Here is a 21,375-nt window from a genome sequence, read left to right on the forward strand (position 1 = left end):
AGCTCCAGGCTGCTCCGGCCGGCAGACCTTAGCGCAGCTTGTCCAGCATAAGGGCTGCATTTTTCTTCTCCATGCCGCTCCCCTCCTTGCTGCCGGACGAATTACGTTTGAACTTGGCCCCATAGTAACGCATGAGATCCACCGTTCTTATAAACTCAACAGGCTCCGTAACATAGGAACGGGCACACACCTCAGGAACAGCTCCATCAGCCAGCAGATTGTCCAGGACAGGCAGTTGCAGCAGCTTCTTCAACTCCGTACTGATTCTGCGGCCTGTGAGACTGTAAGCATAGCCCATCTCTCCCTGCAGACCGGCTGGTACCATCTGCGCAGCCCGGCGCAGCTTCAACACCGGCAACGGGCCTCCGCCCTCAGCGTTATCAGGGAGCACAATGGCTGTACTGCCGTTATCTGCCCCGATTCCGAACAGGGACGACAACAGACCATCCTCCCCGATTCTCCAGTACAGCGGGTCATAATTACCGGCCTGAAATTCTCCGGTTGTCGCCCGGTTACTGTTCTCCCAGTTATAGGAGGCACGCTCCGCAGTAGCTGAGGCGATCTGCAGCAGCATCGACTTCTGATAGGTGTACAAGGAGAAGAACAGCAGCACCAGCGTAATCCCCATAATGATCGGCAGCAGAAGCGAAGCCTCGATGGTGAAGCTGCCCTCATCCTCCCTCAGCGGAATCAATCAAATACTTCCTGACTCTTATCTCCAGCCGTGCTGATCAGGTCCTTGACCACCTTTACAATCTCCTCACGGAACACCAGAACTACCGCAATCAGCACAGCAATGATCAGTATCATCTCCAGCGTACCCAGCCCTTCTTCATCCTTCCAAAAGCTTCTTGCTCCTTCAATCATCAGTGTTAACATTCGCTTCTACCTCCTACATTTTTAACATCATAAGCGCCGGTGTCCCCACCAGCACAATCACAATCAAGAAGATAACCACCATCGGAAAAACCAGCTTCGATGATGCCTGTTCCCCGCGTGTCCGGCTGATCGCCTTCCGCTTCTCCCAGAGCATCCGTGACAGATCCCGCAGTGACAGAACAAAGTCGGCCCCGCCTCTGCGGTAATTCAGCAGCACCGTAGTGGTGAAGATAGAGACCTCCTGCACCGCACAGCGCTTGCTGAAGTTCTCAAACGCCTGCTGGAAGGAATAACCGCCGTCCCATTCCGCCGTCATCTTCATTAATTCCGCGTACAGCGGATGGGCGCTGTCTCCATGGCGGCTGTTCACACAGCGGATAATAGCCCGCTGCACAGTCTCTCCTGCGCCGACCAGCAGAACAATACTGTTCAGCAGCTCGGGAAGCTCAAGCATAATATTCTGCTCCCGCACACGGACCTTCTTGTGCAGATCGCTGACCATGGCCACCGGAAGCGCTACGGCCAGCAGTCCTCCAAGGATCATTCCCGTCTGCTCGCCCGTAAGCAAGGTCAGTGCGCTTCCGCCTGCCAGCAGCAGCCAGCTGTAGCTGAGCATCTCTCCCAGGAAGAGCAAGGTGCGTTCTGCACTGTAGCGCATCCCATAGAGCCGCTGGAGCGAGCGCTGTATCCTGAACATCACCGAGGGAAGATAACTGGCGATTCTGCCTTGTTCTACAAGTAACAACAGAGGCTCACCCAGCCGGCGAAGCCGCAGGCCTTCCATAGACAGCTCCCGCAGTGCCGCATAGCGGCTTCCGCATCTCATGCGCAGGAATAGCCAGCCTGCTGCGAGCAGGAGCAGGACAACACCGCAGATCCATGACATCCCCTTCACTCTCCTCCCTTCACAGCGGAATGTTCATGATCTTATTGGTCCAGAGATAACAGAGGAATAACGCAATTAAGGCGAGTGTAGACACCGCTATTCCTGCTCCGGTGTACATGGGCTCCATATAGTCACCGGCACTCAGACTCATAAACATCACCATCATCAGGGGAGAGACCAGCAGCGCCTTGGCTTCGAATTTCTTCTGGGCAATACTGACCGCAATATCCTGCTGAATATCCAGCTTCTCCCCAATAATGGTCGACGTACGCCGCACGATCTCCACCAGATCCCCTCCTGTCCGCTTGCAGACCATGAACACATCTGCGAAGCGCTCTACATCCTCCATTCCGGCTCTTTTGCTGAATTCATACAGCGCATCTTCAATCGGTTCCCCGTTCTCCATGCGGGCGCAGATGATATTCAGCTCTGAGATCATGTCGCTTGCGCCCTCCGGGTCAAGCATCCGGAGATCAAGCACGGCCTCCCGGAAGGCATTCTCCACCGACCGTCCGGCAGAGAGCGACGAGGAGAGCGAGAACAGCATTTGCTTGAACTGCAGATTCAGCGCGGCCCGGCGGCGCTGCAGCAGATACCGGCGCAGCAGCCGTGGCCCATACGCGCTGCCGGGGACAAGCAGCGCAGCCAGGAACAGCTGATGGTAGAACAAGTAACCAATCCCGAACAACAGGACCCCGGCACACAGAATGACCAACATTCTTTGCAGGGAGGTCAACTCGTATACGGTATAATCGGGCAGAAGCACTTGTTCTCCCGAAGCAGATAAGCCTTCCGGCAGCCCTGGCGGTGTTCTTTTCATGAAGACTCTTCTGCGCCTGCCCGGGGGCGACTGTCCCCTCTTCTTCATGACCTTTAAGATACAATCGCCTCCTTCCCGGAACCTGCACTACCATACCGCTTCAACGGATATTCAGCGATTCCGGCCATTTGCAGCTTGACCACATTCAGAAGCGGGTTGCCACAGACCTCAAGTCTTCCCTGCACCCTGCCGTCCAGCTCGCCTGATTCACGGAATTCGTATAGCGGATTCAGTACGACCTCGCCGCTGCGCACACCGGCGACTTCGCTGATCTCCATCACTCTGCGTGAACGGTCACGCAGCCGCGACAGATGCACGAAGATATCTATCGCCGAGCTGATCTGCTGACGGACGACGGTTACCGGCAGCTCAGCCGCGCTAAGCACCATCGTCTCCAGACGGCTGAGCATATCCAGCGCGCTGTTGGAGTGGCCAGTCGATAACGAACCGTCATGGCCTGTGTTCATGGCCTGCAGCATATCCAGACATTCGGCTCCCCGTACCTCGCCGACAACAATGCGGTTCGGGCGCATCCGCAATGAAGTGCGGATCAAGTCACGGATGGTAATCTCGCCCCGTCCCTCCGTATTGGCATTCCGGGTCTCCAGGGAGACCAGATTCGGAACCGTGACAATCTGCAGCTCTGCCGAATCCTCCACCGTGATGACACGCTCCTGCGGCGGGATGAACTGTGACAGAGCATTCAGAAAGGTTGTTTTCCCTGATCCGGTCCCGCCGCTGATGAAAATATTATATTTGGCGGCTACCAGAATCTGCAGCAGCTCTGCCGCCTCCTCAGTTAGCGCTTCACGCTTCACCAGCTCTTCCATCGTCATCGGGGTCTCCGGGAATTTGCGGATCGTCATGGCCGGACCCTTCAGCGCCGCAGGCGGCAGTACGATATTGACACGTGAGCCATCCGGCAGCCGCGCATCCACAATCGGTGAGGATTCATTGACCACACGGTTGACGCCGGAGACGATGATCTGGATGATATCCTCCAGCCTGCTCCCGGATTCAAAGGCCAGCGGCAGCCTGCGGATCATCCCGTCCTCCTCAATGAAGATCTCTTCATGGCTGTTGATCATAATCTCGGTGATCGCCGGATTATCCACCAGGGGCTGCAGGATATCCAGCCCGCGGAAGGAATCGAACAGCTTCTTCACCAGTTCATGCTTCTCCTGGGCTGTCAGGAGGCGCAAGTGTTCCCGCTCCAGGATAATCCGTTCTATAAAAGCAGCCAGCTCATGGTTCCCGATGACCGAGGTCACATCCAGCCCGGCCCGGATATCGCTGCGCAGCGCTCTGAACATTTCTTCATTCATACAGAACTCCCGGTGAACACCCCGGGCAATGCCGGTTCTACGATCCCCCGGCAGAGCTCCTGAATACCATCAATGAATTGGGGGGAGTTAAGACAAAGCTCTCCGTAATGCTGCAGCCCCCAGGAAGGGATATACGGAAGGACGGCATCCAGCTTGAGCGCCGAAGAGGGCAGCCGCTCATTCTCCGCCCCGGTGCAGTTGTTCAACACTAACCGGCTCTTATTCATCAGCTCCGGCGGCATCCCGGAATGCGGACTTGCCATATACTCGATCCAGCGTTCAGTCTTGCGGATACTGACCTGCTCATTCTTCAGCACCCACAGCAAGACTCCACACCTGTGCAGAACAGCCTGGGCCCGCTCTTCCTCAATACTGCCGGTGTCTACGATAATCACATCATAGCTTCCGACCCCGGCCAGCCCCTCCAATAGCTCCAGCGTGTCCTGCTGCGACATTTGCAGCATCTCCTTGAAGTTCTCCACAGGCCGGAAGGCATCACACCGCAGACTTTCATGCCTGAATACATAGTCGCCCCACTTCGGCTTGCCCCGTCCCCCCTTATGCTCTACGCCCCCTGCCTTAAGCTCATATAGGAGCCGCTCCAGACCAGGTACATTACTGCCCGGCATCCGCAAAATGAATCCGCTGCTGTCCACACTCTCCAGGTTCAGATAGAACACGGACAGGCCGGTGGCTCCAAGCTGCTTCGCCATATTTAACGCTGCCGTTGTTTTGCCGCTGCCGCCGCTGGCCGAGACGACCCCGAGCAGCAATGTTGCTTCCTTAGGCAACGCAGCAGTTCTAATCCGCTTCAGGTCACTTAGCTGGAGAATCGCTTCCAGCAGCGACGGCAGCGCCTGATACTTGGCAATTCTCCTTCCCCCTGCCAGGTCTCCGCGTTCGGATAATTCTCCGGCTTCGGTTAAGACTGCCCAGGGAACCGTGCTTCTTCCTTCCACCAGCCAGGCTTCAATGAAGGACGGATCTCCTGCAACCGCGTCCGGCAGCTCATCGCCTGTCATAAATTCCATAAAAGCCTCCAGTCTGCTGAAAGCCGTGATCCGCATGATCTCCCCATACTCGCTATGATGCAGGTAATGCAGCAGCGGTTCTATGTACTCACTCTCCCGGACTGCAAGCACGATTCTTGCCGTCATGTAATCACCCTCCTCTGAAGAATCTTGGGAAAAACGGCAGCAAAAAAAGCACCGCCAATAACCGTGGGATACGGTCATTGAACGGTGCTTCCGTTACTGTTCCTGTAATTTACAGCTATAGTAGCATATATATAAGAGCACAGCAATAGATTTTTTCCAGCATCCGATAGATCCCTCCAGAATTCCCCTTATTGATCGGCTAGAGGAATCTCCGCTTCATGTCCGGTGTCGGCAAAAGGCACTGCTCATCCCGGCCGAACCAGCGGTAGCGGTTCCTTGCCACAATCCTGTATATTGCGTTGCGCAGCGGCCTTGGCATCAGGGTGAACACATATGCCAGAGGCCACGGAAACCGCAGTCTGCGGGCAATCCGCAGCACTGCCGCCGATTCTGTATAATACTTGCCGTTCTCAACCAGCACAACTGTGTCTAACTGCCGCTCCGGCAGACCGCCTGCCTTAAGCAGCTCCCGGCCCGCCTCACTCTGCAGGGAAGCAAATTTGAAGTTTGCCTGCGGGTCACGGGGAATAATGAACCGGACCAGCCCCTGGCACAGATGACAGACTCCATCAATCAGCACGACCGCTTCTCTCTGCACTTCCTTGTTGATCTCCGCCACTTCGTCCGCCCCTTCCCTCTTAGACATAGTGTACCCTTCACTCCTCTGCAGAAAACAGCAAAAAACGCGGGATAGCTCCCGCGCCTACAATGTCCGTTCGTCTAATTACTCGGCAATTGCCTTGTTAATCCACTCGTCTCCGGTCATTTGCTCTTCAAAATCAGCTGTGAAGGATTCCATACATTTGCAGATGAAATCTTTGCGGCATACCGGACAAGGAGTCTTGAGCAGGCGGCTGATGTTCGTCATTTTCCATTCCGGAAACCGATTGTAGAACGCGCGGCACTCCGTTCCGTCAGCAAGCTTGATAATGAACTCGTACAATCCTTCCTTATCATTGCTGCTGGCTTTGGTCACATTCGTAATACTCGGTTTGTAAGACATCTTCATCACCCATTATTTAAATTTTTGGTAAATTAATAGCGCACACGACACTAACAGATACTTAGACATATTAAAGAATATTCGGGGTGATGTCAACCAAAGCAGTGGCGGAAGGCCGCTATTTATTACACTTCTATCCTTCTTCGACTCTATTTAGCCATTATTCCCAGGATTGTGCTTTCCTACCCGTTATATAAAACGCACTTAAGATTTGAACTTGAAGCTTAATCGTCACTGCGGTGAACATTTGGACTTCCGGCCGCTGTTGTCAACAGATTTCTTGATCTACTCCGCTCTTCGCGGTGGAAATCCGTTGACAAAGGCGGTCGCTCCCGCTCCTACAGTTCCAAATTTCCCCTCCGCTTCTTTTGCTTTTTGTTTATTTCTTCAGTGCTTATTATATAGAACGAACCACATGTTCATAGCAATAAAGACCGGACATTTGCTGCCCGGCCTTAAGTGTTTACGAATATTTTTGAAGTATTTTGCAGCTATAGAATTCCGGGTATCCTCTTAAAGTACGTTCAGCTCTACTTCGATATTTCCGCGGGTTGCCTTGGAGTAAGGGCAGAAATCATGGGCTTTCTTAGCCAGATCTTCGGCAACAGAGCGCTCGATGCCCGGCAGCTTCACATCCAGCTTCACGGCCAGCTTGAATCCTCCGTCGCTCTCATCCTTGCCGATCAGCACATTCGAGGTAATCTCGACATCCTGCAGCTTCACGCCTTCCTTACGGGCGATATTGGCGAGCGCACTTTCATAGCAAGCGCCATAGCCCGCCGCGAACAGCTGCTCCGGGTTCGTGCCGGCACCGCCTGGGCCTCCAAGCTCCTTGGGGATTTTGAGGTCATGCTTAAGCGCCCCATCCGAAGATTCAACTGAACCCTCACGGCCTCCGCGAACCTTAGCTGTAGCTGTATATAATGCCTTCAGTTTCAATGCAGTCATCTTTAATCTTCTCCTTTTTGACACAAATTTTGTAAGAACACTTACCCATAACTTAAACCACCTCATGTTTTTGAAACGATTATAGCTGATGTATCCACCTTGAGGCTTGCTTCTGCTGGTGAATGGTGTACAATTAAATTGTGATAAATCATTTGTTCGGGAGGAATCATCCATGAGTGTCTATGATTATGAAGCCAACACCCTGCGGGGTCAGGAAGAATCGCTCTCCAAATACAAAGGCAAGGTTCTGCTCGTCGTGAATACAGCCAGCAAATGCGGACTCACCCCGCAATATAAGGGTCTCCAGGAAGTGTACGATAAATTCAAAGACCGCGGCTTCGAGGTTCTGGGATTCCCCAGCAACCAGTTTGCCGGACAGGAGCCGGGTGAGAGTGAGGATATCGCGGAGTTCTGCGAGATTAACTACGGTGTGTCCTTCCCCATGTACGAGAAGATTAATGTCAATGGCGCCGATGCCCATCCCCTGTTCAAATATCTGTCCAAAGAGGCACCCGGAGTCCTCGGCTCGAAGAGTATCAAATGGAACTTCACCAAATTCCTGGTGGACCAGGAAGGCCGCGTGCTGAAGCGCTTCTCCCCGCAGACAACGCCGGATCAGATCGAAGATGAGATCGCCAAGCTGCTGAAGTAGAATGAAAAGCAAACACCCTTCATACCCGGATCGAAACGGGGGCGAAGGGTGTTTTTTGAGACAAAAAAAGCCGAAACCCTTGAATCATCAAAGGTCTCGGCTTTTTTCCAATAGTATGCGGTAGAGAGGACTCGAACCTCCACGGGTATACACCCACTACCCCCTCAAGATAGCGTGTCTGCCATTCCACCACTACCGCGCGGTGTGTCTAACGTTGAAGCATTGTTTGAGGCCAACATTCAATATTATAAATCGGTTGCGCTCAAAAGTAAAGATGCTGGCTTAAGAATTTTGGTCCTTATCCTTACGTTTGCGATACTCGGTGAAAGCGATATATTCCTTGATGAAATTCTTCTCCTCCGGCTGCAGCTCCTCCGATTGGCAATTCAATTGCCTCATTGGGCCAAAAAAATAATCCTCGCCGCTTTCTTGCACCGTTTGGGTCTGTTTGCCCAGAATCAGCCAATCGAGGCTGACATGGAAAAACGCGGCGATCTCGATCAGCTTATGAGTGCCGGGTGTAGACTTGCCCCGCTTCCAATCGCCCATGTTGCCGGTACTGATTCCAAGCTGCGCACAGAAGGATTTCTTGGTAAGACCTTGCCGTTTGATCAGAAATTCAATTCGTTCGTATATGGTCTGCATCACCCAACCGCCTCCCGATAGAAAATATAATACGTAAAAACGTTATTTTTTATTGAAAAATGACGTAAAAAAGTATATAATTAACTATTATTATATCTTTACCTATTTTATATCATAGCGGCTGGATAGTCGATACGAGGTGAGCAATCTGAACAGCAAACGCCCCATTACTGCCTACGGTTGGGCTATTAAGAAACGTCTGGCAGAACTGCACTTGGATCAGAAGAAATTCTGTGAGTTACACGACATCCCACCCTATCGGCTGTCCAACCTGATTCACGGTACACGCAAGGCAGACAGATACCGTCGTCAAGTCGCTGAATTGTTGAACCTGCCTCCATCTTAGTGCCTTCAACCCGCATACTGAGGAGCGATTATCTTTGCCTGACAGCCTCTCAACCCTCTTCCCGTCTCTTAATGCGCTGACACATAATGCGCTGGTAATAGACAGCAGCGGAATGATCCGCTTCGTTAGCGCCCGGTGGGATGAATTTAACCGGCAATATGGACTCACAAGCACCCCGGACTGCCTGGAGCGGAGCATACTTGAGCTGTTTCAGGAAGTGATGATCGTTCCCGCAGACATCCATAAGCTGGAGCAGCTGCTACAGGATATGGTCCAAGGCACCCGTCTGTCCTCCAGTACCGAACTGGCACTCCTGACATTGAACAGGGGCAGCAGGCTCTTCGAGCTGAATATGTGTCCGCTTATTGCTGAACCGGCACCTGCCTATAAGGCTGCTATTCTAGCAATACGCGATATAGGGCTGCCCCCCGTCATACGCCAACTGGTCCCAATCTGTGCCTCCTGCAAATCTATCCGCAGCACCCAGGAGGAATGGATCAGGATCGAACGGTTCCTGCAGCAGCAGCTTTCTTTGCAATTCACTCACGATATCTGCCCGGCCTGCATCCGCGAGCTGTATCCGCAATACGCCGCTTCTCTGAAGTGGTGATCAGTCCGGAAATGTCCGGCATGATCATTCCTGTTGGCTTTAATTCCACTTGATCCCCGCAAAATCCTTCTTTCTGCAAGTTAAAAATGTCCGGGAATGCACAGCAGCGCCCCTCCCATAAGGAGGAGCGCTGTTTGTTACTTATGTCTCTGCCGACTGTCTAATCTTTCTTTTCAATGCTAAAAACTTTCAACTTTTCATCAGGATCGAAATTAACACAATTGCTAAGCAATAAGGTATAAAAATCATTGGTTTCTGCTTTCTCGATCTTCTTGCAATAATATTTCATTCCTTTTCCTGTACTCAATGCATCTCTGCTATTGTCAATGCCCCAAGTGATTGTCTTCCCCTCCGTGTATACATCATTGATTACAAAGCCACTATCAACGGGCTGGGGAATTAACATTAAATAATCAGATTTTCCTTGATTAAAATTCTCTATAAAGTTATCTATCTTTTTCAAGTCATTGTAGTCAAAATCAAATAAAATCGGAAGATGACTTGACTCGCTAGTGTTTTCATCTTTATCATTTAAATTCTTCACCAACAAAAATCCTAATATAACAACCAATAAACAATTGAGTCCTAAGATCACCCGGTTGATTTTATTCATACCATCTCTCCTTGGAGAATTTATTACTGATTCGACGCAAAAAATAAAAAAAGCAGCAAAATCCCTTGAAATACCAAAGGCTTTTGCTGCTTTTGCTTTTTAAATCGTATGCGGTAGAGAGGACTCGAACCTCCACGGGTATACACCCACTACCCCCTCAAGATAGCGTGTCTGCCATTCCACCACTACCGCATATTGGTGACTCGTATGGGATTCGAACCCATGTTACCTCCGTGAAAGGGAGGTGTCTTAACCCCTTGACCAACGAGCCAAATTTGAAATTTTATCTTTGTGACAACAAAAATGAGTATATCAAACCCGAACGAATTTGACAAGCCTTTTTTCGAAAGCTAGGGTCTGCGAAAAATATAGGGAGAACCGCAGTGTGCAGCCTCTGCTTCTCTCCCCGCTCCTGCCCCACCTTCCCGCAGGACAGAATCCATATTCTTCCGCCTTAGAATTAGCTCCCCCCGCCGCCAGCAGCAGCAAGCACACTTATTCCCTCAGCGTATTCATATCCGAGACTGCCGGCCACCGCTGCGTTGGTGACCTGTCCGGCCACTACATTCAGACCACGCGCAAGCGCCGCGTTCTGGACTGCCGCCGCCTGAATGCCAAGATTGGCAATCTGCAGCGCATAGGGGATCGTCACATTAGTCAACGCCAGCGTCGAGGTCCGGGCGACTGCCCCCGGCATATTGGCTACAGCGTAATGGACTACGCCATGCTTCACATAGGTCGGGTTCTCATGGGTAGTAATCCGGTCAATCGTCTCAATCGACCCGCCTTGATCAATCGCAACGTCCACGATTACAGAACCCTCTTCCATCTGCTGCACCATATACTCTGTGACCAGCTTGGGGGCACGGGCACCGGGAATCAGTACGGCCCCGATCAGCAGATCGGCCCGGCGTACTGCCTGCTCCAGATGATAGGAATCCGACATCACGGTAATCAGCCGTCCGCCAAAAATATCATCCAGCGCACGCAGACGGCTCGCATTCAGATCCAGTACCGTAACGCGCGCGCCCATCCCCAGGGCAATCTTGGCCGCATTGGTGCCGACAATGCCGCCGCCGACTATGACTACCTCACCAGGCCGCACTCCCGGCACACCGCCCAGCAGAACACCCTTGCCGCCATGCGGCTTCTCCAGCAGCCCGGCACCGATCTGCACCGCCATCCGCCCGGCGACCTCGCTCATGGGAATCAGCAGGGGCAGCGAGCCGTCCTCCAGCTGAATCGTCTCATAGCCCACGGCGGTCACGCCGCTCTCTACCAGCGCCTTAGTCAGTTCTGCTTCAGGAGCCAGATGCAGATAAGTGAACAGAATCAGCCCTTTGCGGAAATAAGCGTATTCCTCCGGCAGCGGCTCCTTCACCTTAAGGATCATCTCTGCCTTGCTCCAGACATCGGCAGCTGTATCCAGAATCACTGCGCCTTTATCCATGTATTCCTTGTCACTCATCCCGCTGCCTGCACCGGCAGAGGATTCAATCAACACTTCGTGCCCGGCCTTACGTAACGCTTCCACCCCGGCCGGAGTGATGGCGACACGGTTCTCATTATTCTTGATTTCTGCGGGTACGCCAACGATCATGCGGATTCCCCCTAAAAGTTTTGTAAGCATAGACTTAGTTGCGCTATATAAGAAGCACTTAGGTTTTAAACTTGAAGCTTCATCGTCACTGCGGTGAATATTTGGACTTCCGGCCGCTGTTGTCCCCAGATTTCTGGATTAATACCGCTATTCGCGGTGGAAATCCGGTGACAAAGGCGGTCGCTACCGCTCCTACAGTTCCAAATTTCCCCTCCGCTTCTTTTGCTTTTTGTTATTTTCTTCAGTGCTTCTTATATAGCATAGTCCATATTCTATCGCTCTGAGATACGAAAAGAAAGGCTCCAAGTCGAGCCTTCCTCTTAACAGCTAAGTAAGGCAAGAGGCCCCTGGCCTCCTGCGGAATAGAAATTATTCCTCTCTCCTTACTATATGCAGATGGACAGCTTAAGGGTTAACCTTGGTTTCAAAGGTTTGCTTCCCGTCAACGAATTTCAGCACAACTGCGGCTTTGACCGGGTCATGCTTGTCGTTCAGCGTAATCTTGCCTGTAGCAAGCTGCAGATCTTTGGTCGCTGCCAGCGCTTCTGTAATCTTGGCCGGATCTGCTTCACCGGCACGGGTGATGGCATCGGCAACCAGCTTCAGGGCGTCGTAACCCAGGGCAGCCATACCATCCGGAACCGCGCCGCCGTTAGCCGCTTTGTAAGCATCCACGAAGGAGGTTACTTCATGAGCCGTATCTTCAGACGAGTAGTGATTGGACATGAAGGTATTATCCAGCGCTGCGGCACCGGCGATTTCAACGAGCTGCGGGGAATCCCAGCCGTCGCCGCCCAGGAACGGAACGGTGATGCCCATTTCACGGGCCTGCTTCACAATTTTCCCTACCTCTTCATAGTAACCAGGCAGGTAGATGACATCAGGGTTCGCTGCTTTGATCCGGGTCAGCACCGCTTTGAAGTCAGAATCCTTCTGCTGGTAGGACTCCTGGCTCAGCACTTCGCCGCCTTTCCCTTTGAAGGTCTCTTCAAAGAACTTCTGCAGACCTTTGGAGTAGTCGCTTGAAGTATCTGTATAGATTACAGCCGTCTTGGCTTTCAGGGAATCCAGGGCAAAGTTAGCCATCACTTCACCTTGGAACGGATCAATGAACGCGGCGCGGAACACATATTCATTCACATTGCCGCTGCGCTCATCCACGGTAACCTTCGGGTTGGTGGCACCTACAGAGACGAGCGGGATCTTCTTCTCGGTGGCTACCGGAACGATACCCAGGGTGTTAGTAGAAGTGGAAGCGCCGATGATGGTAACCACCTTGTCACTTGTGATCAGCTTCTGCGCCGCCTGCGTCGCTTCCTCCGACTTCGACGCATTGTCTGCAACGATCAGCTCAAGCTGCTTGCCGAGTACACCGCCTGCGGCGTTGATCTCGTCCACTGCCAGCTTCGCGCCCTTGGATACGGAGTCGCCGAAAGAAGCCTGACCGCCTGTGAGCTCAAGGTCAGCCCCGATTTTGATTGTGCCTCCGGCAGTATTGCCGCCGCTTGCAGAGTTACCGCTGTTCTCTGTGTTGTTGGCGCAGCCAGATGCTAACACCGCAGTCAATACTGCCGACAAGATAATGGCCCCAAGTTTCTTCATTGTTTCTCCCAGCCTCCCGGTTAATTGATTTTTATATATGGTGTTTCTGTGATGCTGTTGTAATCCGGCATATCCTGCTTAGTGCCCAAGATAAGCCATTTGGATCTCATCCGAGTCAGCCAGTTCCTTGGCATCCCCTTCTAGCACTACGCGGCCCGTCTCCAGTACATAAGCCCGGTCGGCGATTCTGAGCGCCTGATGCGCATTCTGCTCCACCAGCAGGACCGTGGTTCCGGCATCGTTCACTTCCTTGATAATCCGGAAAATATCCTGGACCAGCAGCGGCGCCAGTCCCATGGACGGTTCATCCAGCAGCAGCAGCTTGGGATGGCCCATAAGGGCCCGCCCCATAGCCAGCATCTGCTGTTCCCCGCCAGACAAGGTTCCGGCCTGCTGTTTCTTGCGCTCCAGCAGCCGGGGGAAGATATGGTAGACCCGTTCAAGATCAGCGGCCAGGCTGCTGCCAACCTGCAGATAAGCCCCCATCTCCAGATTCTCCTCGACTGACATATTAGCAAATACCCGGCGCCCTTCGGGACAATGGATCAGCCCCTCTTTGACAATCGCCTGAACAGTCTGATTCACAATCCATTTATCCAGAAATTCAATACTTCCTGTCTTCGGTTTAAGCAGCCCCGAGAGCGTCTTCAGCAGCGTAGACTTTCCTGCGCCATTGGCTCCGATCAGGGTCACGATCTCTCCCTGCTTCACGTGGATGCTGAGATCCTTCAAGGCATGGATCGCTCCGTAATAGACGTTAATCCCTTGTACTGTAAGCATCGCGCTACGCCTCCTGTCCCAAATACGCTTCGATGACCTTCGGATTATTGCGGATCTCCGCCGGTGTTCCGTCAGCGATAAGGATGCCGCGATCCAGGACGTATATGCGATTGCAGACCCCCATCACCAGTGACATATCATGTTCGATCAGCAGAATGGTCAGGTCGAATTCCTCCCGGATCCAGGCGATCAGATTCATCAGATCACGCGTCTCATTCGGATTCATCCCGGCAGCGGGCTCATCGAGCAGCAGCAGCTTAGGTCCGGCCGCCAGCGCCCGGGCAATCTCCAGACGGCGCTGATTCCCGTAGCTCAGGTTGCTGGCGATCTCATCCCCCTGGTCGGCCAGATTGAAGATAGAGAGAATGTCCATGGCCTTCCGGGTGATTTCTTCTTCTCCCTGAAAGTGCTTCGGCAGACGTAGCATCGAAGAGAACAACGAGTGCCTGGCATGCTGATGGAAGGCAATTTTGACATTCTCCAGAACCGTCATCGCCGTAAATAAGCGAATGTTCTGAAACGTACGTGCAGCGCCTTTATGATTGATTCTGTAAGGCTTCATCCCGCCGATAGATTCATTATTCAGCAGAATGCTGCCTGATGAGGGCGGGTATACGCCGGTCAGCAGGTTGAATAAGGTTGTTTTGCCCGCACCGTTAGGCCCGATCAGACCGATCAGCTCCCCTTGGTCAATATGGAGGGAAACCTCACTTACAGCCTTAAGTCCGCCAAAGGCCCGGCTGGCCTCCTTCACCTCAAGAAGTACTGCTGCTCTCGATTGCGTCATTTGCCTTTGCCTCCTTTTTGCCGGACTTGCCGAATGAGAACCGGGTTGAGCCAAGCAGGCCGCTTGGACGGAAGATCATCATCAGGATGAGCACGATCGAATAGATAATCATGCGCCATTCCGGGAATTCACGTAAGTAGGTGTAGAGCAGAGTGACGAACACCGCTCCAACAATAGAACCAGCCGTACTGCCAAGCCCCCCGAGAACCACCATCACGATAATTTCAAAAGACTTCAGGAAGTTGAAGCTGCCCGGCGTAATCACATAGAACGTATGGGCTGACAAGCCGCCCGCCATGCCGGCGAACAAAGCACCAATGGTAAACGCGATAATCTTATAGCGGGTTGTGTTAATCCCCATCGCCTCAGCAGCAATCTCATTCTCGCGGATAGCGATACAGGCCCGGCCATGCGTAGATCTAATGAAGTTATTAATCAGCACTACCGAGAGGAGCGTGAAGAAAAAGAGCATCGTCCAGGTAGTTTTGGCCGGAATACCGCTAAGCCCCGAAGCTCCGCCGACATATTCGGTATTCAGCATGATAATCCGGATGATCTCACCGAACCCCAGCGTGGCGATGGCGAGATAGTCACCGCTCAGCCGGAGAGTTGGCATGCCGATCAATACGCCGAACACGGCCGCCAGGAGCCCGCCTGCAATAATAGCCGGAACGAATGGCACGTTGTAGTCCAGAGTAAGGATCGCCGAGGTGTATGCACCCACAGACATAAATCCGGCATGACCAATGGAGAACTGCCCGGTAATCCCGGTAATCAGGTTGAGCGACACCGCCAGCATGATGTTGACCCCGATTAGAAGCAGCATAGACTGATTCACATCACTAAGTATTCCCGTTGTTAGAAGAACTTTAACGATTCCATAGAACGCAAGGGCGACAAGAATGCCCAGCCAGAACTTTTTATTTAACTTTCGCACGGCTGCCTCCTCCTACACTTTCTCCCGGACATTCTTGCCGAACAGCCCGGAGGGTCTGAAAATAAGGATTAGAATGAGTACCGCAAAGGCCACGCCATCACGCCAGGAGGAGAACCCGAGTGAAGAAATTTCAGTCTCAACCGTCCCCAGCAGCAAGCCGCCAACCAGCGCACCGGGAATACTTCCAATGCCTCCAAGTACAGCCGCTACAAAAGCCTTAAGTCCGGGCATCACGCCCATCAGAGGATCAACCGAATTGTACGTCATTCCAAAAATGACACCGGCTGCGGCGGCCAGCGCCGAACCAATGGCGAAGGTGGCTGAAATGGTGCGGTCCACATTGATTCCCATGAGCCGCGCGGCTTCTACATCGAAGGATACGGCCCGCATGGCTTTGCCCGTCTTGGTGTAACGAACGATATACTGCAAGACAAGCATTAGAATAATCGTGGTCAGCAGAATCATGATCTGATTGGACTCTACCTGAATGGAGGAACCGAACAGATGAACCTGCTTCTTATCCATAATATCCGGGAAGCCCTTGGCCTGCGGCCCCAGAATCAGCACTCCGGTATACTCGAGCAGGAAGGATACGCCAATCGCTGTGATCAGCGCGGCAATCCGTGTTGACTTGCGCAGCGGCTTGTAGGCCAGACGTTCAATGCTAATCCCGAGACATGCACTGATGGTCATTGAGATGATCAGCGACAGTAGCAGGACAACGACGGGCGGTAATCCGGCAGCTGCCAAGTACTTGGCACTATACAGACCGATGAATGACCCTACCATAAATACATCCCCATGCGCAAAATTGATCAGTTTGATAATCCCGTAAACCATAGTGTAACCAAGAGCGATCAGAGCGTAAATGCTGCCTACGGAAATCCCGTTAATTAGTTGCTGAATGAAGTACTCCATCGCCAACCCCTTTTCCCTATATTCATCTTAAATCCCCTTTCGCTGTGTACCTTCTCTACTTGGAATATGATGTCACTTATATTAACACAAGGTCAGGGCATCGTCACTAATTTTTGTGCGAATTAATATAAAATTCAATATTTGGTGTTATATTACATAACGTGATATGTGTAGTATCCGGTAGGTTTAAGTTGGTTATTGTAGAACATGTAGAAAACAGGAGTAAAACAGAGGATTTTGCAGCAGGATGGTGTTAGCAGTGGTTACCTTTTCTTATACAATACTTTGTTTCTGCGTAATTAATATAACATTTGTCACGGATTGAACCGGCAAATAAGCCGGCCCCTCGATCATCGGAGGTCCGGCTTCTTGTCAGATATAGTCTTGCAAGGGTCGTGTAGCGTTAATCCAAATATACCGCCTTACCCGTCTGCGCCGATTCATAGATAGCCTCAAGTATCCGGGATACGACATAGGCCTGTTCAGGAGTCACGACCGGATCTTTATCCTGTTCGATTGCTTCGATCCACTTTCGCAGTTCCACATCCGTAGATTTCTCTTCTTTGCCTTCATAAAAGGCTACTCCCCCGGCGCCAAGCTCAATCTCATTCGTGTATAGCTTGCTATGGTTCTCCCCATTAATTCTGAGACCGTTCTTCATGTCCGCACCCGCTTCGGTTCCGCTTAAGCTGCACTTGGCTTCATCCACATCCAGCGAATTCAGCGCCCAGCTCGCCTCCAGCGTAATCGTTGCTCCGTTCTCCATCACAATCATCCCGAACGCAGAGTCTTCCACGGTGAATTTCTTCGGGTCCCAGGGTCCCCAGGCGTTGGCAGCGTCTTCTTTTTGTGAGAGCTCATGGTATTTGGTCCCCAGCACAACCTTCGGCTTGTAGTTGTCCATCATCCAGAGCGTCAGATCCAGCGCATGCGTTCCGATATCAATCAGCGGGCCGCCCCCCTGCTTCTCCTCATCCAGGAATACTCCCCAGGTCGGAACCGCTCTGCGCCGGATGGCATGTGCTTTGGCATAATAGATATGGCCGAGCTCGCCAGCTTCACAGACTTTTTTCAAATACTGGCTGTCTTGTCTGAACCGGTTGTCATACCCGATGGTCAGCTTCTTGCCTGTACGTTTCGCTGCTTCAGCCATACGTTTGGCGTCTGCCGCTGTTTTGGCCATGGGCTTCTCACACATCACATGCTTGCCCGCTTCCAAGGCTGCAATGGATATTTCCGCATGCGCATCATTGGGAGTAAGAACATGAACAATATCAATAGAAGCATCCTTCAATAATTCCTTATAGTCCGTATAGACAGCCGCTTCCGCACCGCCGTATTGTTCCGCAGCCGCTTCCGCCCGTTCCCTGATAATATCGCAAAAAGCCACCACTTGAACCTTATCCTGTCTGCTTAAGGCAGGCAAATGCTTCCCGTTCGCAATTCCTCCACAGCCGATAACTCCAACACGATATACTTTGCTCATAGTCTCTCATCCTCACTGTTCATGTATTTTTCGGGCCTTGCGGTATGCAGCCGGGGTCATGCCCAGCCGCTTGCGGAATACCGAATGCAGATAGGTGGCATTGGTGAACCCTTCGGACTCCGCGATGTGTTCGATCGACAGGCTGCTGGCTTCAAGCTTGCTGCACACCGCCTGCAACCGGATCTCTTCAAGAATCCGGCTGAACGTTTGATCCGGATGGACCTGCTTAAAGATCCGCTGCAGCTGTCTGGAGCTGATATTCAGCTTCTCCGCAACATTCTCCAGCGTCACGGCTGATGAATAATTCGCTTCCATGTACTGAACGGCGTATTGATAGCGGTAGGTCAACATATCCCGTACGGGTGCCGCAGCGCCCATCCCGCCTGTATCATAAGCTCTGGTTACCTTCAGCAATATACTGATCACAAGATGCTTGATGGATGTGTAATATCCCGCCAGCTTGCCGTCACAGGCTTCATAGGCCTCCAGAAAACACTTCATCGCCCTGTGATAATCCTGCGCAGGGATAAGCGGCAGCCTCCTCAGCTTCTCCACACATTCCTCTGCTTCCGCAACCTCCCATGGATCTGCGTCGTCTCTGGGCTTCTCCGCAATATTGACATGCAGACATAACTCTTCCATCGACTCTTCCGCATCCGCTTCCTGACGGTGCATGACTCCAGGTCCGGTCAAATAGAGCATTCCCTCCGATAAAGGATACTGCTGATCGCCAAGAATGACCGTTCCCTTGCCCCGCGGGATGAAATGAAATTCAAATTCAGCATGGTTATGGAAATCAATGACCTTCCCCGGCGGAAAAGAGGTCAAATGAAACCGGAGAACTGAAATTTCATAATGTCCCCACAGAATGGAAATATCCAGCCGTTCCAGCAGATCCATCTTCTCAAACATAATCTCGAAGGGAAAAGGACTCATGTTAACCTCCTGCAAATCAAGATTTCAATTCGGCTAACCGGACCACCCGTCCTGCCTTCGCCGAGAGATTCGCCGCCTCCATTAACCGGGTAAGCTCGGTTGCCGCTTGAATATTGTCAGAAGCAAGCGTGTTGTTCTGGATGTGGGCGACCCATTGCTGGAAAGCGCTCTCCCGATTGGCCAGCACAGGCGTATCGTTCCAGGAAGCCCCTTGATCGGCCGCTTTGGTACTTCTCACTAGCAGCTTCTCTTCAGGCGTTCCATATAATAGGGTGCCTTCTGTTCCATGCACTTCGATGGTAAACGGGGAGTAGCTATTCACGAAACCGGCTTCCACAACACCGATAGCTCCCGAATCGGTATAGAGCGTTGCTACCGCGTTGTCTTCCACTTCCTTGCCCGTCACATATCCGAAGTTCGCGCTTACCCCGGTCACCTCTTGACCCAGGAATAGTCTGGTCAGGTACATGGGATGACATCCCAGATCAATCAACGCACCGCCCTGGCATTGCTCCAGGCTATAGAAATGCTCAGGAAGCCAGTTGGCCGTTGCCCCGTTATGGGATAAGCGGACTCTGACATAGGTGATCTCCCCCAGCAGTCCCTGGCTTAGAATGTCTTGAACCGATAATGTATAACCGTCATTTAGCCGCGGCAGGGAGACGGTTAGCTTCACTCCATGATCTGCGACCTCGGAGAGGATCTCGTTAACCTCACTCAGCGTTGCAGCTACAACCTTTTCGGTGAAGATGTGCTTGCCTGCTCTGGCCGCCGCAATCATGACCTCCCGGTGCATATAGGTTGGCGCGTCGACAATAACGGCATCTATATCTTCCCGGGCCAACAGATCATCCAAAGAATCACAGAACGGGACATTCAAGCTCTCTGCCGCCTTCCTGCCCCGCTCCGCATCCTCGTCCCATACCGCAGCAATTTCCGTATCGCCATGCTCCTGAGCCTGCTTCGTATAATCCCAAGCATGTACATGCCAAAAGCTGATCTTGCCAATCCTAATGCTCATCCGCCTGCACCTCCATATACATTATTCTGACATCACCTATAAAGTATCATATAATAAGCAGGATTTTTAGTAGATAAATGCGACATCGGGTATATGGAATTACGACATTTTGAGAAAAATCGTATCGTTCACAGATTCCGCCTGCTCCAGCTGGATGGACGCAAAAAAGGAGCTCAATATGAGCTCCTTATGTGTTGATTAAAGTACGGAGAGAGAGGGATACTCTCGCTACGCGAGAGATTGCGAAGTATTGCTAACGAAGCTTATGCTCCAACGAACCACCGAGGGTTCTCATCCCTGGCAATGAAGTATTTCAGAACGGAGAGAGAGGGATTCGAACCCTCGCACCGCTTACGCAGTCTAACCCCTTAGCAGAGGGTCCCCTTATAGCCACTTGGGTATCTCTCCAAGTAATGGCTCCCCGAACAGGACTCGAACCTGTGACAACTCGATTAACAGTCGAGTGCTCTACCAACTGAGCTATCAGGGAACATTAACATGAACAAGGATTAATTTATCATGATTCTGAAGGTTAGTCAAGGGCAGAGAATAAGATATTGAGATCGTTTACAACTTATACAGATTGGTCCTGTTTGTATATCCACTCCCCATCCAGCGGTACAGCGACACGGTCCAGCAGCCCCTCCTGTTCAAGACGAAGCTTCAATAACTCCCGGGTAACGCGGCAGTGGTTGATGGCATCCATATGAACGGCGATCACGGAAGCTTCCGGGGCGGCATGGCATACATCGACAACATCCTGTTCGTTCATCGTGATATGTCCCCCGGCTGCAACCCGTGCACCCCCTGCATTCAGGATAATGACCTCAGGCCGATGATCGGCAAGCACCTGCTCTGCTTCACTGCACCAGATTGTATCCCCCGCCAGATAGAGCACAGGTTCACCTTCTGCCTGGAATATGAAGCCGGATACCTTGCCCATTCTCTCCCCGATCTCCCCCGTCCCGTGACGGCCGTCTGTACGCGTCAGGGTCACTGCACCGAAGGAAGCAGAGCTGCTGTCCTTAATCTCTGTAACGCTGAGCATACCCTGGGCGGATATTTTCTCACCGTCACCTTCCTGGCATAATACCGGCAGCTCATGAGATAATTGATCTACGGCCGCTGTATCCCAGTGATCCTGATGGAGATGTGTCACAAGGACAGCATCCGGCTTCAGCCACTGCTCTACCGGGCCGGGCAATGGAACCAGCGGATTCCGGCGTTCATCGCCTGAATTCATAATCGGCGGATTAACTCCCTGCGCACTCAGCATCGGGTCGACCAGAAACGTTACACCTCCGTATTCCAGCCATAGGGCGGCGTGGCGGATAAGTTGGATTTTCATTATATACACCTCTTCCTCAAGCTTGCATTCTGTTACAATTCATTATAAATTAGCTGCGGAAGAGAGACCATTGTGC

General features: G+C 52.1%; 24 protein-coding genes and 5 tRNA genes. 3 read left to right on the forward strand and 26 right to left on the reverse strand.

Translation table 11 applies throughout. The annotated features are described in order from the left end of the window. Positions 1-28: 28 nt before the first annotated feature. The 9 genes from HQN87_RS27590 to HQN87_RS27630 all read right to left on the reverse strand — a co-directional run bounded on the left by HQN87_RS27590 (position 29) and on the right by HQN87_RS27630 (position 7,003). Positions 29-694, reverse strand: coding sequence for a TadE/TadG family type IV pilus assembly protein (locus tag HQN87_RS27590; RefSeq protein WP_173139852.1), 666 nt, complete (start codon positions 692-694; stop codon positions 29-31). Then, complete coding sequence (locus tag HQN87_RS27595) at positions 691-879, reverse strand: Flp1 family type IVb pilin (RefSeq protein ID WP_173139853.1); 189 nt, start codon at positions 877-879, stop codon at positions 691-693. The genes HQN87_RS27590 and HQN87_RS27595 overlap by 4 nt, the downstream gene beginning before the upstream one ends. 13 nt (positions 880-892) lie before the next feature. After that, positions 893-1,765 (reverse strand): type II secretion system F family protein, encoded by an 873-nt coding sequence (locus HQN87_RS27600; RefSeq protein WP_173139854.1) that lies wholly within the window; start codon positions 1,763-1,765, stop codon positions 893-895. Between the two features lie 19 nt (positions 1,766-1,784). Then, a complete protein-coding gene (locus HQN87_RS27605) occupies positions 1,785-2,585 on the reverse strand; it encodes a type II secretion system F family protein (protein ID WP_173139948.1) in 801 nt (266 codons plus the stop codon). A 53-nt stretch (positions 2,586-2,638) separates the two neighbouring features. Beyond that, positions 2,639-3,910, reverse strand: a complete 1,272-nt coding sequence (locus tag HQN87_RS27610) for a TadA family conjugal transfer-associated ATPase (protein ID WP_173139856.1) — start codon at positions 3,908-3,910, stop codon at positions 2,639-2,641. Continuing rightward, complete coding sequence (locus HQN87_RS27615; RefSeq protein WP_173139858.1) at positions 3,907-5,067, reverse strand: CpaE/TadZ family protein; 1,161 nt, start codon at positions 5,065-5,067, stop codon at positions 3,907-3,909. Before HQN87_RS27615 ends, HQN87_RS27610 begins: the two co-directional genes overlap by 4 nt. A 199-nt stretch (positions 5,068-5,266) precedes the next feature. After that, a complete protein-coding gene (locus HQN87_RS27620; protein ID WP_173139860.1) occupies positions 5,267-5,713 on the reverse strand; it encodes a thiol-disulfide oxidoreductase DCC family protein in 447 nt (148 codons plus the stop codon). Positions 5,714-5,791: 78 nt separating this feature from the next. Continuing rightward, positions 5,792-6,070 carry a hypothetical protein gene (locus HQN87_RS27625; protein ID WP_036727511.1) on the reverse strand — a complete coding sequence of 93 codons (279 nt, stop codon included), beginning with the start codon at positions 6,068-6,070 and terminating at the stop codon, positions 5,792-5,794. 513 nt (positions 6,071-6,583) lie between these two features. Further along, positions 6,584-7,003 (reverse strand): organic hydroperoxide resistance protein, encoded by a 420-nt coding sequence (locus tag HQN87_RS27630; protein ID WP_173139949.1) that lies wholly within the window; start codon positions 7,001-7,003, stop codon positions 6,584-6,586. Between the two features lie 187 nt (positions 7,004-7,190). Between HQN87_RS27630 and HQN87_RS27635 the strand changes: the two genes are divergently transcribed. Next, complete coding sequence (locus tag HQN87_RS27635) at positions 7,191-7,670, forward strand: glutathione peroxidase (RefSeq protein WP_173139862.1); 480 nt, start codon at positions 7,191-7,193, stop codon at positions 7,668-7,670. Between the two features lie 116 nt (positions 7,671-7,786). Here the strand turns inward: HQN87_RS27635 and HQN87_RS27640 are convergent. Then, positions 7,787-7,869 (reverse strand) — tRNA-Leu (locus tag HQN87_RS27640). Positions 7,870-7,952: 83 nt separating this feature from the next. Beyond that, on the reverse strand, positions 7,953-8,315 hold the full coding sequence (locus HQN87_RS27645) for a helix-turn-helix domain-containing protein (RefSeq protein WP_173139950.1): 363 nt from the start codon (positions 8,313-8,315) through the stop codon (positions 7,953-7,955). Positions 8,316-8,463: 148 nt separating this feature from the next. On the opposite strand from HQN87_RS27645, the gene HQN87_RS32530 reads away from it, so the two are divergent. After that, positions 8,464-8,661 carry an XRE family transcriptional regulator gene (locus HQN87_RS32530; protein WP_246553664.1) on the forward strand — a complete coding sequence of 66 codons (198 nt, stop codon included), beginning with the start codon at positions 8,464-8,466 and terminating at the stop codon, positions 8,659-8,661. 34 nt (positions 8,662-8,695) lie between these two features. Further along, positions 8,696-9,271 (forward strand): PAS domain-containing protein, encoded by a 576-nt coding sequence (locus HQN87_RS27650; RefSeq protein ID WP_173139864.1) that lies wholly within the window; start codon positions 8,696-8,698, stop codon positions 9,269-9,271. A gap of 160 nt (positions 9,272-9,431) precedes the next feature. Here HQN87_RS27650 and HQN87_RS27655 read toward each other — a convergent pair whose 3' ends face one another. The 15 genes from HQN87_RS27655 to HQN87_RS27725 form a co-directional block, all read right to left on the reverse strand. Continuing rightward, the gene (locus tag HQN87_RS27655) at positions 9,432-9,884 is read right to left on the reverse strand and encodes a DUF4362 domain-containing protein (protein ID WP_173139866.1); all 453 of its coding nucleotides are present in this window, start codon (positions 9,882-9,884) and stop codon (positions 9,432-9,434) included. Between the two features lie 109 nt (positions 9,885-9,993). Further along, positions 9,994-10,076, reverse strand: a tRNA-Leu gene (locus HQN87_RS27660). Between the two features lie 4 nt (positions 10,077-10,080). Beyond that, positions 10,081-10,155, reverse strand: a tRNA-Glu gene (locus HQN87_RS27665). Positions 10,156-10,344: 189 nt separating this feature from the next. Next, positions 10,345-11,484, reverse strand: coding sequence for an alanine dehydrogenase (ald, locus tag HQN87_RS27670; RefSeq protein WP_173139868.1), 1,140 nt, complete (start codon positions 11,482-11,484; stop codon positions 10,345-10,347). A gap of 405 nt (positions 11,485-11,889) precedes the next feature. Next, positions 11,890-13,086, reverse strand: a complete 1,197-nt coding sequence (locus HQN87_RS27675; protein WP_173139870.1) for an ABC transporter substrate-binding protein — start codon at positions 13,084-13,086, stop codon at positions 11,890-11,892. A gap of 78 nt (positions 13,087-13,164) precedes the next feature. Then, positions 13,165-13,866: an ABC transporter ATP-binding protein gene (locus tag HQN87_RS27680; protein WP_173139872.1), complete on the reverse strand. Its 702-nt coding sequence runs from the start codon at positions 13,864-13,866 to the stop codon at positions 13,165-13,167. A gap of 4 nt (positions 13,867-13,870) precedes the next feature. Continuing rightward, positions 13,871-14,653 (reverse strand): ABC transporter ATP-binding protein, encoded by a 783-nt coding sequence (locus HQN87_RS27685; protein WP_173139874.1) that lies wholly within the window; start codon positions 14,651-14,653, stop codon positions 13,871-13,873. Further along, on the reverse strand, positions 14,622-15,590 hold the full coding sequence (locus HQN87_RS27690) for a branched-chain amino acid ABC transporter permease (protein WP_173139876.1): 969 nt from the start codon (positions 15,588-15,590) through the stop codon (positions 14,622-14,624). Before HQN87_RS27690 ends, HQN87_RS27685 begins: the two co-directional genes overlap by 32 nt. Positions 15,591-15,602: 12 nt before the next feature. Beyond that, complete coding sequence (locus tag HQN87_RS27695) at positions 15,603-16,508, reverse strand: branched-chain amino acid ABC transporter permease (RefSeq protein WP_173139878.1); 906 nt, start codon at positions 16,506-16,508, stop codon at positions 15,603-15,605. Between the two features lie 403 nt (positions 16,509-16,911). Continuing rightward, the gene (locus HQN87_RS27700; protein WP_173139879.1) at positions 16,912-17,994 is read right to left on the reverse strand and encodes a Gfo/Idh/MocA family protein; all 1,083 of its coding nucleotides are present in this window, start codon (positions 17,992-17,994) and stop codon (positions 16,912-16,914) included. Positions 17,995-18,006: 12 nt separating this feature from the next. Then, positions 18,007-18,930 (reverse strand): helix-turn-helix domain-containing protein, encoded by a 924-nt coding sequence (locus HQN87_RS27705; RefSeq protein WP_173139880.1) that lies wholly within the window; start codon positions 18,928-18,930, stop codon positions 18,007-18,009. A gap of 16 nt (positions 18,931-18,946) precedes the next feature. Continuing rightward, positions 18,947-19,951 carry a Gfo/Idh/MocA family protein gene (locus HQN87_RS27710; RefSeq protein WP_173139881.1) on the reverse strand — a complete coding sequence of 335 codons (1,005 nt, stop codon included), beginning with the start codon at positions 19,949-19,951 and terminating at the stop codon, positions 18,947-18,949. A 319-nt stretch (positions 19,952-20,270) separates the two neighbouring features. Then, a tRNA-Ser gene (locus HQN87_RS27715) sits at positions 20,271-20,359 on the reverse strand. Positions 20,360-20,365: 6 nt separating this feature from the next. Then, a tRNA-Asn gene (locus HQN87_RS27720) sits at positions 20,366-20,441 on the reverse strand. Positions 20,442-20,525: 84 nt separating this feature from the next. Next, a complete protein-coding gene (locus HQN87_RS27725) occupies positions 20,526-21,299 on the reverse strand; it encodes an MBL fold metallo-hydrolase (RefSeq protein WP_173139882.1) in 774 nt (257 codons plus the stop codon). Positions 21,300-21,375: the final 76 nt, after the last annotated feature.

It is taken from the genome of Paenibacillus tritici, from assembly GCF_013204885.1.
Taxonomy (GTDB): Bacteria; Bacillota; Bacilli; order Paenibacillales; family Paenibacillaceae; genus Paenibacillus_AQ; species Paenibacillus_AQ tritici.